Source organism: Neorhizobium turbinariae (genome assembly GCF_023223505.1).
Lineage (GTDB): Bacteria > Pseudomonadota > Alphaproteobacteria > Rhizobiales > Rhizobiaceae > Neorhizobium > Neorhizobium turbinariae.
The window spans coordinates 32602-45905 of sequence record NZ_JALPRY010000014.1 but is presented as its reverse complement, the minus strand read 5'-3'; the positions used below and the strand labels follow the sequence as shown (position 1 = coordinate 45905).

19 protein-coding genes are annotated in these 13304 nt (G+C 64.4%); 7 read left to right on the top strand and 12 right to left on the bottom strand.

Translation table 11 applies throughout. The features are described from left to right. Positions 1-61: 61 nt before the first annotated feature. The 6 genes from arsK to M0654_RS12695 all read right to left on the bottom strand — a co-directional run bounded on the left by arsK (position 62) and on the right by M0654_RS12695 (position 4319). Positions 62-1261 carry an arsenite efflux MFS transporter ArsK gene (arsK, locus tag M0654_RS12720; protein WP_248683428.1) on the bottom strand — a complete coding sequence of 400 codons (1200 nt, stop codon included), beginning with the start codon at positions 1259-1261 and terminating at the stop codon, positions 62-64. Beyond that, a complete protein-coding gene (gene arsH / locus M0654_RS12715; RefSeq protein ID WP_390920196.1) occupies positions 1258-1995 on the bottom strand; it encodes an arsenical resistance protein ArsH in 738 nt (245 codons plus the stop codon). Before arsH ends, arsK begins: the two co-directional genes overlap by 4 nt. Continuing rightward, positions 1961-2389 carry an arsenate reductase (glutaredoxin) gene (arsC, locus tag M0654_RS12710; RefSeq protein WP_248683427.1) on the bottom strand — a complete coding sequence of 143 codons (429 nt, stop codon included), beginning with the start codon at positions 2387-2389 and terminating at the stop codon, positions 1961-1963. The genes arsH and arsC overlap by 35 nt, the downstream gene beginning before the upstream one ends. Next, complete coding sequence (arsB, locus tag M0654_RS12705; protein WP_248683426.1) at positions 2386-3444, bottom strand: ACR3 family arsenite efflux transporter; 1059 nt, start codon at positions 3442-3444, stop codon at positions 2386-2388. Before arsB ends, arsC begins: the two co-directional genes overlap by 4 nt. 90 nt (positions 3445-3534) lie before the next feature. Continuing rightward, on the bottom strand, positions 3535-3972 hold the full coding sequence (gene arsN2, locus M0654_RS12700) for an arsenic resistance N-acetyltransferase ArsN2 (protein WP_248683425.1): 438 nt from the start codon (positions 3970-3972) through the stop codon (positions 3535-3537). After that, positions 3969-4319: an ArsR/SmtB family transcription factor gene (locus M0654_RS12695; RefSeq protein WP_248683424.1), complete on the bottom strand. Its 351-nt coding sequence runs from the start codon at positions 4317-4319 to the stop codon at positions 3969-3971. The genes arsN2 and M0654_RS12695 overlap by 4 nt, the downstream gene beginning before the upstream one ends. 17 nt (positions 4320-4336) lie before the next feature. On the opposite strand from M0654_RS12695, the gene M0654_RS12690 reads away from it, so the two are divergent. The 3 genes from M0654_RS12690 to M0654_RS12680 all read left to right on the top strand — a co-directional run bounded on the left by M0654_RS12690 (position 4337) and on the right by M0654_RS12680 (position 6534). Further along, positions 4337-4900 (top strand): DUF6428 family protein, encoded by a 564-nt coding sequence (locus M0654_RS12690; protein WP_248683423.1) that lies wholly within the window; start codon positions 4337-4339, stop codon positions 4898-4900. 56 nt (positions 4901-4956) lie between these two features. After that, a complete protein-coding gene (locus tag M0654_RS12685; protein WP_248683422.1) occupies positions 4957-5910 on the top strand; it encodes a S1/P1 nuclease in 954 nt (317 codons plus the stop codon). 96 nt (positions 5911-6006) lie between these two features. Continuing rightward, positions 6007-6534, top strand: coding sequence for a hypothetical protein (locus M0654_RS12680; protein ID WP_248683421.1), 528 nt, complete (start codon positions 6007-6009; stop codon positions 6532-6534). Positions 6535-6550: 16 nt separating this feature from the next. On the opposite strand, the gene M0654_RS12675 is transcribed toward M0654_RS12680, so the two are convergent. Together M0654_RS12675 and M0654_RS12670 are read right to left on the bottom strand one after the other, a co-directional pair. Continuing rightward, on the bottom strand, positions 6551-7162 hold the full coding sequence (locus tag M0654_RS12675) for an SCO family protein (protein ID WP_248683420.1): 612 nt from the start codon (positions 7160-7162) through the stop codon (positions 6551-6553). Positions 7163-7276: 114 nt separating this feature from the next. Beyond that, positions 7277-8017: an AbiU2 domain-containing protein gene (locus M0654_RS12670; protein WP_248683419.1), complete on the bottom strand. Its 741-nt coding sequence runs from the start codon at positions 8015-8017 to the stop codon at positions 7277-7279. A 142-nt stretch (positions 8018-8159) separates the two neighbouring features. On the opposite strand from M0654_RS12670, the gene M0654_RS12665 reads away from it, so the two are divergent. After that, complete coding sequence (locus tag M0654_RS12665; protein ID WP_248683418.1) at positions 8160-8597, top strand: disulfide bond formation protein B; 438 nt, start codon at positions 8160-8162, stop codon at positions 8595-8597. Further along, positions 8594-9250: a DsbA family protein gene (locus M0654_RS12660; RefSeq protein WP_248683417.1), complete on the top strand. Its 657-nt coding sequence runs from the start codon at positions 8594-8596 to the stop codon at positions 9248-9250. The genes M0654_RS12665 and M0654_RS12660 overlap by 4 nt, the downstream gene beginning before the upstream one ends. Positions 9251-9262: 12 nt before the next feature. Here the strand turns inward: M0654_RS12660 and M0654_RS12655 are convergent, their stop codons facing one another. From M0654_RS12655 to M0654_RS12640, 4 genes are all read right to left on the bottom strand, one after another. Next, complete coding sequence (locus M0654_RS12655) at positions 9263-9856, bottom strand: transglutaminase-like cysteine peptidase (protein ID WP_248683416.1); 594 nt, start codon at positions 9854-9856, stop codon at positions 9263-9265. An 85-nt stretch (positions 9857-9941) separates the two neighbouring features. Further along, positions 9942-11033: a flavin-containing monooxygenase gene (locus tag M0654_RS12650; protein WP_248683415.1), complete on the bottom strand. Its 1092-nt coding sequence runs from the start codon at positions 11031-11033 to the stop codon at positions 9942-9944. Positions 11034-11040: 7 nt separating this feature from the next. Then, positions 11041-11208, bottom strand: coding sequence for a hypothetical protein (locus M0654_RS12645; RefSeq protein ID WP_248683414.1), 168 nt, complete (start codon positions 11206-11208; stop codon positions 11041-11043). Between the two features lies 1 nt (position 11209). Continuing rightward, on the bottom strand, positions 11210-12304 hold the full coding sequence (locus tag M0654_RS12640) for a L,D-transpeptidase family protein (protein WP_248683548.1): 1095 nt from the start codon (positions 12302-12304) through the stop codon (positions 11210-11212). 319 nt (positions 12305-12623) lie between these two features. On the opposite strand from M0654_RS12640, the gene M0654_RS12635 reads away from it, so the two are divergent. Together M0654_RS12635 and M0654_RS12630 are read left to right on the top strand one after the other, a co-directional pair. Then, positions 12624-12782, top strand: coding sequence for a hypothetical protein (locus M0654_RS12635; protein WP_248683413.1), 159 nt, complete (start codon positions 12624-12626; stop codon positions 12780-12782). Positions 12783-12885: 103 nt separating this feature from the next. After that, positions 12886-13302 (top strand): MerR family transcriptional regulator, encoded by a 417-nt coding sequence (locus M0654_RS12630; protein WP_248683412.1) that lies wholly within the window; start codon positions 12886-12888, stop codon positions 13300-13302. The last annotated feature ends 2 nt before the right edge of the window (positions 13303-13304 follow it).

Genomic DNA, 13304 nt, shown 5'->3' with positions numbered 1-13304 from the left:
CAGCTGCCGGGCCGACATCTTATCGAGCGTCGTCACGGTGAAGAACTTGTCTCTGGTTCCCTCAGGTGCGCTCCACCAAGGAAAGTCTCCCGATCGATCCAAGAGCGACAACGGCAGCCAATCCCCCGGCGATGGTGCCGACAAGCGAAAACGAGATGCCAAGGGCGGCAATGGCGAACGCAAACGCGAAAGGTGCGGCGGCGGATGCGATCAGGCGAGCAGCCATCACCTTCCCCTGCAGGCTTCCGTAGCCTTGGCTCCCAAACAGGGCCAGAGGTAGCGTCCCCGAGACGATGCTGAAGAGACCGTTTCCAAATCCAAACAGACACGCGAACACCAGTGCGGCGACCGTCGAGGGCGCGCCGATGAGCAGGACGGCTGATGACAACGTCATGAAAGCTGCCGAAATGACCGCGAGCCGGAGCGGCGGCAGGTCGCGCCCAAGGAGCATGTTGATCAGGCGGCTCGCGACTTGGGAAGGCCCGAACAGGCTTCCTACAACAACCGCTATCGTCCCCAGGCCAAGCCCGGAAAGCAGCGGGACCATGTGGACGAGGATGGCGGAACTTACCAGCGCCTGCAGCGAGAAGCCCAACACCATCAAGGCGAAACCCTTCGAACGGGAGCTGGCATCGAGTATGCCTGCCGTTGGTGCCGCCGCCGGGCCTCCTCCGGGTGCACTTCGGCCGTCCGCGGCACGGCGCGAGAGCCAGAAGTGCACGGGAAGGCAGACCAGAATGTTCGCTGCCGCGTAGACCAGGTAGACGTCCTGCCAGGACAGGTGACGATGCAGGAAGGTCGTGATCGGCCAGAACATCGTGGAGGCGAACCCGGCGATCAGGGTCAGATAGGTGATGCTGCGCGAGGCGACTGCCGGGCGGATCTGCACGAGCAGCGCGAAGGCGGCCCCGTACTGGACGAGGTTCGCTGCCATCTCCGTCAGAACAAGCGCGCCAGCAAAGGACCCTGGGCCGGGCGCAAGAGCGCATAGAACCAGCGCGGATCCCGCTGCACCCGACCCTGCCGTCATCACCCGGCCCGCGCCGAACATGTCGAGCGCCCTTCCCAGCCAGGGAGCGGCGATTCCTCCGGCGAGCAGAGCCAGCGAAAGCGCTCCGAAGATCCATTCGGTCGAGAGACCGAAGCCCTGCGCCATGTCCGGGGCGAGAATGGAGAACGAGTAGTAGAGGGTGCCGTATCCGATGTTCTGGGTCAGCCCGAGCGCCAGGATTGCATTCCAGGGAGGCCGCTCGCCGATCATATGGACTTCAGCGCGACCCGCTCCTCGAGCTTCTCGGCGCTCTCCCTGCGCTCGCTGTAGCGGTCGGTGAGGTAGGACGACGCGTCGCGGGTCAGCAGCGTGAACTTCACCAATTCCTCGCAGACATCGACGACACGGTCGTAGTAGGACGAGCGTTTCATCCGGCCATTCTCGTCGAACTCCTGATACGCTTTCGCGACGGACGACTGGTTCGGGATCGTGATCATGCGCATCCAGCGTCCGAGCACGCGCATCTGGTTCACGGCGTTGAAGGACTGGCTTCCACCGGACACTTCCATCACCGCGAGCGTCTTTCCCTGCGTCGGTCGCACCGAGCCGAGAGCCAGCGGGATCCAGTCGATCTGCGCCTTCATGATCCCCGTCATGGCTCCATGCCGCTCCGGGCTCACCCATACCTGTCCCTCCGACCACTCGGAAAGATCGCGGAGTTCCTGTACCTTCGGATGGCTCGGCGGCTGCTCGTCCGGGAGCGGAAGGCCACGGGGATCGAAGATCCTGACCTCGCACCCGAAGTGCTCGAGCAGCCGCTGGGATTCAAGGGCCAGCAGGCGGCTGTACGAGACCTCCCGCAGCGATCCGTAGAGGATCAGGATACGGGGCCTGTGGACAGAGGGCTCCGGTCGGAGGGCGTCGACATCCGGCTGGCGGAAATGACGTTGGTCTGCTGCAGGGAAGTCCTCAGACAAGGCGCTGCCCTTTCTCGTCGAGGACACGCTCGCCGTCCTCCTTCGTGAACGCTCCCTGATGCGTGTCCGGCAGGATGTCGAGAACCACTTCCGATGGCCTCGCCAGACGCGTCCCGAGCGGCGTCACTACGAACGGACGGTTGATCAGGATCGGGTGTTCGAGCATCGCGTCGAGCAGCTGCTCGTCGGAGAGAGCGGGATCGTCGAGGCCAAGTTCGGCGTAGGGTGCACCCTTCTCCCGAATCGCCTCGCGCACCGTCAGTCCGCCGTCACGGATCATCTTCGCGAGCTGCCCGCGGTTCGGGGGCGTTTTGAGATACTCGATCACCGTCGGCTCGATGCCCGCGTTGCGGATCATAGCCAGCGTGTTGCGGGACGTTCCGCAGTCGGGGTTGTGGTAGATCGTGACGTCCATGTTCAAGTCCTCTCAGCGGTGGTGTTTCTGGCGACGGAGGGTGCGGCTTCATACCAATCCTTCGAGCGGTTCACGATCCAGACGACGGAGAGCATCACTGGGACCTCGATGAGGACCCCGACGACGGTCGCAAGCGCGGCTCCGGACTGGAAGCCGAACAGGCTGATGGCCGCCGCGACGGCCAGCTCGAAGAAGTTTGAGGCACCGATCAGCGCCGACGGCCCGGCTACACAGTGGCGCTCCCCGGAGAAGCGGTTGAGGACGTAGGCGAGGCCCGAGTTGAAGTAGACCTGAATCAGGATCGGCACCGCCAGCAGCGCGATGATGGTCGGCTGGGCGATGATCTGCTCGCCCTGGAAGCCGAAGAGCAGCACGAGGGTCGCCAGCAGTGAGACGAGCGAAAGCGGCTGGAGCCGGGACAGCACCCTGTCGAGGGAGATGGTGGTGCCGTTGGAGGTCAGGCGGCGGCGCAGGATCTGCGAGATCGCGACAGGGATGAGGATGTAGAGGACGACAGAAATCACCAGCGTGTCCCACGGCACCGTTATGGCCGACAGCCCGAGGAGCAGGCCGACGATCGGTGCGAACGCGACGATCATGATGGCGTCGTTGAGCGCCACCTGCGAGAGCGTGAACAAGGGCTCTCCCCGTGTCAGGTTCGACCATACGAAGACCATGGCCGTGCATGGAGCGGCGGCGAGGATGATCAGCCCGGCGATGTAGGAGTCGATCTGGTCCGCAGGCAGATAGGGCCGGAACAGCCAGCCGACGAAGAGCCATCCCAGCAGGGCCATCGAGAACGGCTTGATCGCCCAGTTGATGAACAGGGTCACGCCGATCCCGCGCCAGTAGGTGCCGACTTGTGCAAGCGACCGGAAGTCGATCCTGGCGAGCATGGGAATGATCATCAGCCAGATCAGGATCGCAACCGGGATGTTGACCCGGGCGATCTCGGCTGAGCCGATGATCTGGAAGACGCCGGGCATCATGTGCCCGAGGGCGATGCCGGCGACGATGCAGAGGACGACCCAGACAGAGAGGTAGCGCTCGAAGGTCGACATCAGGCCGCCTTCTCCAACTCGGCGAATACGGAGTGATTGCCCGTGCAGACGAAGAGCACGTGGGAGACGCGAGAGGTCATAATTTTGATCCTAGTTGGTCAAGTCGATCTTCATGAGGGTTGCGGAGACGGGGCAGAGCGAGGACGCCTGCTTGGTCTCGAGTATCTCATTGGGCGCTTCAGAGCGGCCGATCCGAACGAAGCCGTTCCGCTCGAAGAAGGCGGCGGCGGACGTGGTGAGCAGATAGAGCGCTTCGACGCCGGAGCTGCGGGCATGGGCGAGCAGCAGGGCCAGCATCTCCTGTCCGAAGCCTCTCCCGCGCTTCCCGTTCGCGACTACCACCGAACGCAGGAGGGCGATGGATCCAAACTCTTCGATGCCAGCGTATCCCAGGACTTCGCGTTCCGCGACGAAACGGAAGAAGCTGCGCCCGCCCTCCTCCAGGTCATCGACCGGAAGCGTTGCTTCAGCGAGCCTCGTCTTCAATCCAGAGTCGGAGCCCGGCACCTTTTCCATCCTCATCGTCATGCGGTCTCTCCGGTAGACACGCAGCACGCGGCGGCCGACGCTGCAGGGGCGCAGATCTCCGGGTGCCCCGCGCAGCAGTCCTCCATGAGGAACCGCACGAGGCCGCCGAGCGCGTCGTAGTCCGCGCGGTAGATGATCGAGCGCGACTCCCGCTGCTGCGACACGAGCCCTGCCCGCTCGAGCTCCTTGAGGTGGAAGGAGATGTTTGACGGGGAGACGCCGACCTTCTCCGCAAGCGCCCCCGCCGCCATTCCATCGGGGCCCGCGACGACGAGGATCCTGACGATCTGGAGCCGCGTCTCCTGGGACAGGGCACCGAACGAGATGAGGGCTTGACGCTGATCCATATTTCAACAATCCTTGAATGATTGAAGCAAGAGATAACGCAGATGAACGGATCGACAAGACCACTTCTTCCGATATCTCCCTCGGACAAATGCTCGAGGCCCTGGCAGCAGCACCCGATGCCCCGCTCGTCTTCGTCTACGGGGAAAAACGGGCGAAGCCGGGCTATCATGTCACTGAGGTGAAGGCGGGACAGTTCGCGGCATTGGACTGCGGCGGCAACCCCGAGGCCTGGGACGAGATCTTTGTCCAGCTTTGGGATGTCGATGAGAACGCCAGGGAGCATATGCCCGCCGGAAAGTTCTCGAAGATCATCAGGAAGGTTGCCGACCACGTCCGGCTCGAGCCGGACGCCAGGCTGACCTTCGAAGTCAGCGATGGCGTGAAGCCGATGGCGCTGTACTGCGCATCGGCACCACGATGGCTGGATGGCATCTTCGAAGTCGCGCTGGTGGCGCGGCCGTCAAGCTGCAAGCCAAGAGACAGGTGGCTTGCAGAAGAGCAGATACCGACGCAGCCGGGCTGCTGTGCACCAACATCAGGCGATGCATGCTGCGGATTCCGATCGCCAGCCCGCCCTTGATATGCTCAGTGACTTGCATGATGATCCGAGGCAACTCGAGGCGTAGGAGGGACGGCATGCGCAACTGTCTTCTGGGTGGCATGCTGAGCACTGCGGCCACTTTGATCGCTGCGGAGCCGACGGCGGCATGGTGGGACGAAGGGCACATGCAGATCGCTGCGCTGGCGTATGACAGGCTGGATCCGCAAACGCGGCTGAAGGCCGATGCCCTCGTCCGGCTCAACCCCGAATACGGCAACTGGGTCGCAGGCGTGCCCGACAGCCTCAAGGCGCAGTACGCCTTCGTTCGCGCCGCGACCTGGGCCGACGACATCAAGGGCGGGCTGCCCGGCTACACCAACGTCGGTGACAAGGCCTCCAATCCGAACGCGGCCAGGAACGTCGGCTACTACGACCATCTGAGCCACGGCTACTGGCACTACAAGGATCTCGGCTTTTCCACCGACGGTACCCCTATCGAGGAGCCGGATCCGGTGAACGCGCTTTCGCAGATCGCCGCGTTCCGGGAGGCGCTGAAACCATCGTCCGGACTGCCGGACGATGTCCGCTCGTACGATCTCGTATGGCTGATCCATCTTGTTGGCGACGTGCACCAGCCGCTCCACGCGACGGCGCGCTTCTCGAGCAACCTCAGGCACGGGGACGAAGGCGGCAACAAGGTCGAAGTCGTCCGTGCCACTGGCGAAAGGATGAAGCTGCACGCCTATTGGGACAGCCTGTTCGGCGGCTACTCGACACCGAGGGGTGCGATCCTCGACGGCCTCATCGATCCCGACACGAAGCTTCCGGAGCCGGACGCCGTTCTTGCCGCTGAAAGCGACCCGCAGAAATGGCTGGAGGAGAGCAAGGCGCTCGCGATCGAGTTCGTGTACGCGGAGCCTGTGAAGTCCGGGACATCGCCGTACATGCTGGACCGCGCCTACGAGACGAACGCGCGCACGACTGCAAGGAAGCAGGCAGCGCTTGCGGGTGCTCGCCTCGCCAACCTTATCACGGACGCGCTGAAGTAGACCGTGCAAGCATTTGCGGTCCAGGTGGTCGACGACGACACCCAGATGCTGGTAACGGGAGGGCCAACTGCTCGGAGACCGCCTCTGAAAACGACCGTGAAATGCTTACTCCTCACCTGCATTCTTGCAGCGCCGGTGGGCGCTCTCGCGTCAGATCATGCGGCTGCCACCTTCATGAAGAGCTGTCTCGATGGCGGACCGAGCTTCACGAGGACGCTCGATGCGGCGAAGCGGGAGCAATGGCCGCCGCTTGCTGCGGACATGGCCATGGCCTTCACCCCGGTCGGCGATCCCATCGCCATCGAAGGGTGGCTGACCAGGGACGGCAGCGCTGGAACGTTCGAGGCCGTGGTTGCCTTCAGGGCGGAAGCGTCCGGAAAGCGGGTCGAGGGCTGCACCACGGCCTATTCCGGCAGCAACGCCGAAGCCTTCGAGAAGGCTCTCGCCACTGATGTGAAGGCGAAGGCGCTCGGCGAGGAACAGGGCCAGGACACCGTGTACAAGCGCTACTCCGCTGTCATCGGGGGACGCCACGTCGCGATCACCCTCACGCTTCCGCGCTATCCGAAGGGTGATGACCAGGTTCTGGCAAGCGCGGTGGCCGAGGAACTTGTCGAGAACTGACGCGCGGCCGCATCCGTCAGTCGACCAGACTCCGAATCTTCCGGAGGCGCACCTCCCTCGGCTCGTGCATGTCGAGCGTCCCTTTGAAGTCGCCGTCCGCGTCCATGAGATAGACCCCGGCGGTGTGATCCATGGTGTAGCTCCCGCCGTCGGTCGGCACCTTGCGAGCGTAGGCGGCGAACGCCTTCACTGTAGTCTGCGTCTGCTCGGGCGTTCCCCGGAGCGCCATGATCCTTGGATCGAACGAGGTCATGTAGGTCCTGAGCAGCTCCTGGCTGTCGCGCTCCGGGTCCACCGTGATGAACGCCACGTTGAAACGGTCGGCGGCCGGACCAAGCTCGCTCATGAGGTCCGTGAGCTCGAACAGCGTGGTCGGGCAGATGTCGGGGCAGTGGGTGAAGCCGAAGAAGGCTAGATACGGCTTCCCCTTCAGCGACGCGTTGTCGACAGTCCGTCCGCTGTGGGAGACGAGCTTGAAGGGCTTGCCTACGGCGCGTTCCACCTGCCCGCCCGACACTGGAGCGACGTCCTTCCCGATCGGCAGTACGCCCTTCGACAGGACAAGCCACGCGCCTAGCGCAGCTATCAGGCACCAGGTGGCGATGCGAAATATTCTCAGACCTCTCATGGCGCTTCCTTCTGGACCGGAACGGAGCCGCAGGTCATAGCCTCTCAGGCAGCTGGAGGGTCAAGCGCGAACCTTGTGTGCCAGACATTCCGCGCTCATGTGCCGCAGGCATGGCTAGACGTCCAGTTCGAAGTCCAGTTCGAAGTCCCGATCCGCGCCCAGGAGGGCCTTCGACCAGAACCGCACCGCCTCGTGCCGGAACGCCTTCTCCTGACGGAGCAGGCTGGAGTTCGTTCCCGTCGCCGCCAGCCTGGCTTGCTCCACGAAGTCCCTTGCGGCGTCAGTCAGGCGGAACAGGTGGTTGTAGCGGGGGTTCGCCCCGGTGTCGTTCAACAGCGAGTGCGCCATGAACGTGTCCCGGAACTCCTTCAGCGTCTTCAGTCCGCTACGGCCGTATTTGCCGGAGAAGGTTGCAGAATAGGATCCGGAAGCCCTCCGCAGCGCCTCCTCGCAGTCGCGTTCGTACATCGGGGCGGCCCACCTGTCCCCTGGCACCCAGTCGCGGGCCCGCGCCTTCAACGCATCCTGGCACCGCTTCTGCCGAAGAAGACGCACCAGCAGGGGAATAGACGCCACGTCGCTGGTATTGGGATGACGGCGGCGACTGCCGATGTCGTAGAGCCGTGCCAGATGCATGGCGAGGTCGTAGCCGAGGCTCTGCTTGATCGCGTTGTATGCCCCTGCGCCCGAGAAGCCCTTGTCGGACATCGACCCGACGACCTCGTTGCCCGCCTCGAGCGTCGCCTCGATGCGGATGGCATTGACGACGTTCCGGTAGAGGATCGGGACCATGCGGTCGATCCGCTCGATCGCATCGGACGTCGTGATGGTCTGGCGTTTCCGCTTCTTCGGCATGCACCCTCCCGCATGATCGGGAGAAGACTACCGGTTACGGAGCGGCGATTTCAATGGGATGCATCACCTGATCTTCCGCCCCTTGACCCTCTAGCTCCTTGAGGTTCCAGAATATGGATCGAATCGTTGGGCAGGAGTGCGAATGACCAGGACCGGAGAGAGAGCGGACCGGACATGGACCCCGTTGTTTGCGGCGTGGACGGTGGCGCTCGCGTCCACGCTCGGCGCGCTCTTCATCGGCGAAGTCATGGGGCAGACGCCATGCGGTCTCTGCTGGCACCAGCGGGCGTTCATGTTTCCGCTCGTAGCCGTGCTCGGGGTTGCCGCCCTTCGTTCCGACGGCGGTGGCTGGATCTACGCCCTGCCCGTCGCCGGGGCGGGCTGGCTAGTGGCGGCATTCCACAACCTGCTCTACTTCAAGGTCATCCCGACGGCCATCAGGCCTTGCGGCCAGGGCACATCCTGTTCCGGCGAGGGGATGATGCTCCTCAACACCGTGCCCATCCCGCTCCTGTCTCTCGCCGCCTTCACCCTCGTGATCGCGCTCCTCCTCGTGGTGCGCCGGAGAACCAAGCCATGAAAAGACGCACGCTCGTCCTTTCAACCGCCGTCGCAGCCGTCGCCGTCTTCGCGGGAGGGGCAGCGATCTACGGAACCGTTCCCGTGGAAGCGCCGCCATCCACTCCCGCAGCCGAGCAGACCCTCGTCAGGATGCATTCCCCCGTGCTGGGCCCGGCTTCGGCTCCGGTCACCATCGTCGAGTTCTTCGACCCCTCGTGCGAGGCCTGCCGCGCGTTCTACCCGATCGTGAAGCAGCTGATGTCCCAGACGAGCGGCCAGGTCCGCTTGGTCCTGCGCTACACGCCGCTCCACCAGGGCTCCGACGAAGCCGTCAGGATCCTGGAGGCGGCGCGGAAGCAGAACCGCTTCCAGGCCGTCCTCGAGGCGCTTCTCGCGATACAGCCGGAATGGGCCGTCCACGGCTCGCCGGATCTTGCGAAGGCATGGGAGATAGCAGGCGGCGCTGGCCTCGAGCTCGAAAGGGCGAAGAAGGACGCCGCCTCTCCAGCCGTGGACGGCGTCCTGGCCCAGGATGCCGCAGACATGAAGGCGAACGGCGTCCGGCAGACGCCGACCTTCTTCGTGAACGGGAAGCCGCTGACCGAGTTCAGCCCGCAGGGCCTCTACAACCTCGTCGGCGCGGAACTGAACGTGTCTCTGGCGGGCTCGTGATCCAGGACGGCGTCAGCGAACGGAACCCACGGGAATGTCCCTGCCAGCTTCGATGGACACCCACCGCCCCGAGTTCGTCGATGACTGGCGCTTCACGAAGATGTACGGGATCTCGTTCCAGGGGCGCACCCTGCCGTCGAGATTGTCGAGGACGAAGTCGCCCCGCGCCGTCCGGACGGTCAGCACCGCATGGCCCTCGCCGTCCTGCTTGCGGACCGTCGTCAGCAGGAGGTCCGCCAGCGGCCAGCCCTTCCCGGCGAGCTCGCGGCGCTTGAGGAGCGCGAAATCCTCGCAGTCGCCTTCCACATCCGGATAGGTCCATAGCTCCTCCACGCCGTATATCTGCCTGTCCGGCTTCTGGACGATTCTCGCGTTCACCGCGGAGTTCACGGCCACCACCGTCTCCCACTCTTCCGGCGAAGGGTCGCGCGCCGCTGCTGGCGGCGACAGCTTCCTGCATTCATCCGGATCCTTGATGCATAGATCGTAGTGGCCGATGGGCTGACGGGTGTCCGCGCCAACAGTCATGCTTGTCGCCTCGGGCATGTCCGCCAGAGCCCCCAATGCAGGTGCGAGCAGGGCTCCTGCGACAGCCCCAAGTGTCATCCGGAATCTCTTCATCTGCGTCCCCGTCCGTTTTGGGAAAGCTACGGCCGGATTCCAAGGGCGGCAATTTGCGAACAATCACCCATCATGTATTGCAGCCGCTTCCGGTGCGCAGGCGATGGACGAGCATGCCGACTATCGACCGGGCGTCGTCTCGAACGCCGAGAATGAGCCCGGACGCACGGTTGCGCTGCCACGGCCTGCCCAGATGGTAGAGGCCGTCGACAGGGGAGACGCCTTCGGCATGGATCGCACGACCATCGGGCGACGCCGCGCCCGGGATCTCGATCCAGCGGAAGTCTTCAGCGTAACCCGTCGCCCAGACGATGGCAGCCGGGAAGCTGCGGGAGCCGTCGCCATGCACGGCCGCAGGTCCGTCGGCCGCCATCAGCCTCGGCTTCAGGCTGATCCCGAGCCGGGCAAGATCGGCATCGCCATTGCCCCGCAGCGGGAACGGGTCGATCCTGCGCATCCGCCTGCCGATGAGGCTGTCCGGGCGCGCCCGGAGGAGACCCAGCCTGTGGAGCCACCACCAGGTGCTTCTCCCCAGTATCCGCTCCGGGAAAAGCCTGCGGGGCCGCCCCCGCGCAAGAACGACGTCGTGCGTTGCGGCGAGCGCCATGGCGGCATCGCGCCCGCTCGCGCCGTCGCCGACAATGAGCACCGTGCCGTCGACGACCGATCCGGCGTTGCGGAACTGGGAGACGTGCATCTGCTGCACCTCGGGCGCAAATCCCGCGGACAGTGCCGGGACCGCAGGCCTGGTGAAGGCCCCCGTCGCCACCACAACGGCGCGCGAGGTGAAGGTCCGTCCGTCGTCGGCCGCGGCTTCGAAGAGATCGCCGCGCCTGCGCAGGACGGTGACCTCCGTTCCAGTCTCAACGCGGCGGCCGCGACCGTAGCGGGCAAGGTAGTCGGCGAACTCGTCCCTGCCTGCGTAGCCGTCGGGATCTCCCTGGAGCGGCATCCCGGGCAGGCTGCTCAGGCTCCTTGGCGTGAACAGCCTGAGAGCGTCGTAGCGCCGACGCCAGCTGTCCCCGACTACCGGAAGCGCGTCCAGGACGATGTGTGGAATGTCCTCAAGCGTCAGGAAATGGGCGGCAGCGAGCCCCGCCTGCCCCGCTCCGATCACGAGCACGTCCGTGCGGATGCTGTTTTCCGGCATTTCGTCTGTCATCGGATGCTCAAGGGCGCGGGGCAGCGGCGGCTGGTGCCGGATCCGGATGCGCTTCGCGGCCGATGTGGCGGAAGCTGTAGCCGAAGACGGCCAGGACGAACGCGACGAGCACGAGGAGCAGTATGCGGTTCTTCCGCCGGATGGCTGCCAGGCGCTGGTCGGAACGCGGCTCCATGTCAGTCTCCACGGGGCGCGTCGGCAACCTGTCCGGCTCCCGTGCGCTTGGTCATCGCCTTGAAGGGGTCGGCCAGCGCGGCATCCGGCCTGCTGACGGGATACTTGATGCTCGATATCCGCGCGGCAAGCTTTTCGGGGCCGTCCTTCTTGAGGAGCTGCCGGAAGCTGGGATGCATCCCACCGTCGACATAGGACATGACTGTCGAACTGCTGGCTTTCGTCACCGCCGCCTCGACCTTCTGCTTCTCCAAGGCGATCTTCGCCACGAGCTGCGGATCAGAGGGCTTGGCCGTGGCCGGACAGGCGGCGAGCGGATCGCGGGGCTCGCCTCCCTCGAATTCGGTGTTGAAGACGTAGCGCCGACCGCAGACAGAGACCTTCGGCTGCTGCCGGGTCAGCTCGAAGGCGTCGTAGCCTTCCTTGAGCGTCTTCCAGAACGGCAGGTTGGCGTCGTCCTTGTGGAGCGCCATGTTCTCCGGCGTCATCCGGAACGGGTAGGCCTGCACCTGGAAGCGGTCCTGGCCGGAAGAGAGCGCCTTCGAGACGACCGCGTAGATCTCGCCGACGCCTTGGTCTGTGAGCGCATAGCAGCCCGAGGACGAGCACGCGCCGTGGACCATCAGCGACTCCCCGGTGTAGCCGAGCGCCGACTCCAGCCTGTTCGGATAGCCGAGGTTGAACGAGACATAGTACTGAGACTTCGGGTTCAGCATCCCTGAGGAGACGTGGTAGAAGCCCTCAGGTGCCTGGCGGTCGCCGTCTTTAGTCTTCGGGCCGAGCTTGCCGGACCACCTGCACATGGGATATGTCTTCAGGAGCGCGTAGCGGCCGCTCCCGTCCATCTTCCAGACCTCCAGCTCGCTCTCCTGCTTGAAGATGCGCACGAGCACCGGGCTTTCCGCCTTCATGCCCTTCTTCGACATCTCGGCAAGCACCTTTGCAGGGATCTGCGGAGGAGCCTTCGGGACATCGTCGAGCGCCATGTCGGCGGCGACGCAGCCGGAGAGAGCGGAACCGACGAGAGCCACTGCAGCCACGCGGCAGATGGCCGACATGAAGCGGTCGCGAGCGGAATTTGTCTTGCGGTCGGTCATCGAAGTCATGCTGCGGTACTGCTGCCCCGTCGGAAGGAAGTCGTGCTCCAGCAAGCCCGGAAGCCGTTACATCTTCGTTAAGCCTAACTACACGATCAGGCGAGGATGCGCCATCCGCCGCCTCTGCCGAGATTCGCGTGGATCATAGGACCTCTAGCAGCTTGAGGTGCAAGAGGTGATCTCGTAAATCGTACGCACGACAACTTGATTTCCCCGCTGGCAGCGCCCGCTCTAGTTCCCTCACATGGGAAGAGCGGCACTGAAAAGCGTACGAGCGGCAACTTGGATCGCCCTGTTCTGCGCAGCAGGATACGTGCTCGTGAGGTCGGCGTTCGCCTTGGTCTGCTGGGTCGGCGGCCACGACTGGACCGAAGCCCTCTTCGGCTACGTCGCTTCAATCGCGTTCGGTGCTGCGATCGGGATCGAATCCTACATGTGGTTCCGCGAGTGGAAACCGGGCTCGTCGAAGCGAAGCTGAGCGTGCAGCCGAGCCTGCCCCGCACCGGTGACACTTCCATTCATCCCGATTGAGTCCTAGATATGGGAGGTGACGGCTGCGCGACTTCGCCGAAAGGATTCAGATGCTGACGATCGGAGACCTATCCAAGACCACCGGGGTGAAGGTGCCGACGATCCGCTACTACGAGCAGATGGGTCTCCTCTCTCCGCCGGAACGCTCTGAAGGAAACCAGCGCCGCTACTCGAAGTCCGAGCAGGAGCGCCTCTCCTTCATCAGGCATGCGCGCGACCTGGGACTGACGATCGAGGCCATCCGCGAACTCATCGATCTGAGCGGACATCCGGAGAAGCCGTGCGCCGAAGCGGACAGGATCGCCGCTGAACAGCTCGCCATGGTCCGCCAGAAGCTCGAGCGCCTCAGAAAGCTGGAGGCGGAGCTGGAGCGCATCTCGACGCACTGCCATGCAAACCAGGTCCGCGACTGCTACGTCATCCAGGCACTGGCGAACCACGATCTCTGCGCCACCGACCACGGTTGAAC

What these genes read in the sequence shown, in the direction of transcription:
- arsK (WP_248683428.1), bottom strand. Translation starts at nt 1,261, where the DNA reads ATGATCGGCGAGCGGCCTCCCTGGAATGCAATCCTGGCGCTCGGGCTG.
- arsB (WP_248683426.1), bottom strand. Translation starts at nt 3,444, where the DNA reads ATGTCGACCTTCGAGCGCTACCTCTCTGTCTGGGTCGTCCTCTGCATC.
- arsN2 (WP_248683425.1), bottom strand. Translation starts at nt 3,972, where the DNA reads ATGACGATGAGGATGGAAAAGGTGCCGGGCTCCGACTCTGGATTGAAG.
- M0654_RS12695 (WP_248683424.1), bottom strand. Translation starts at nt 4,319, where the DNA reads ATGGATCAGCGTCAAGCCCTCATCTCGTTCGGTGCCCTGTCCCAGGAG.
- M0654_RS12690 (WP_248683423.1), top strand. Translation starts at nt 4,337, where the DNA reads ATGATTGAAGCAAGAGATAACGCAGATGAACGGATCGACAAGACCACT.
- M0654_RS12685 (WP_248683422.1), top strand. Translation starts at nt 4,957, where the DNA reads ATGCGCAACTGTCTTCTGGGTGGCATGCTGAGCACTGCGGCCACTTTG.
- M0654_RS12675 (WP_248683420.1), bottom strand. Translation starts at nt 7,162, where the DNA reads ATGAGAGGTCTGAGAATATTTCGCATCGCCACCTGGTGCCTGATAGCT.
- M0654_RS12670 (WP_248683419.1), bottom strand. Translation starts at nt 8,017, where the DNA reads ATGCCGAAGAAGCGGAAACGCCAGACCATCACGACGTCCGATGCGATC.
- M0654_RS12665 (WP_248683418.1), top strand. Translation starts at nt 8,160, where the DNA reads ATGACCAGGACCGGAGAGAGAGCGGACCGGACATGGACCCCGTTGTTT.
- M0654_RS12660 (WP_248683417.1), top strand. Translation starts at nt 8,594, where the DNA reads ATGAAAAGACGCACGCTCGTCCTTTCAACCGCCGTCGCAGCCGTCGCC.
- M0654_RS12655 (WP_248683416.1), bottom strand. Translation starts at nt 9,856, where the DNA reads ATGACACTTGGGGCTGTCGCAGGAGCCCTGCTCGCACCTGCATTGGGG.
- M0654_RS12650 (WP_248683415.1), bottom strand. Translation starts at nt 11,033, where the DNA reads ATGACAGACGAAATGCCGGAAAACAGCATCCGCACGGACGTGCTCGTG.
- M0654_RS12645 (WP_248683414.1), bottom strand. Translation starts at nt 11,208, where the DNA reads ATGGAGCCGCGTTCCGACCAGCGCCTGGCAGCCATCCGGCGGAAGAAC.
- M0654_RS12640 (WP_248683548.1), bottom strand. Translation starts at nt 12,304, where the DNA reads ATGACCGACCGCAAGACAAATTCCGCTCGCGACCGCTTCATGTCGGCC.
- M0654_RS12630 (WP_248683412.1), top strand. Translation starts at nt 12,886, where the DNA reads ATGCTGACGATCGGAGACCTATCCAAGACCACCGGGGTGAAGGTGCCG.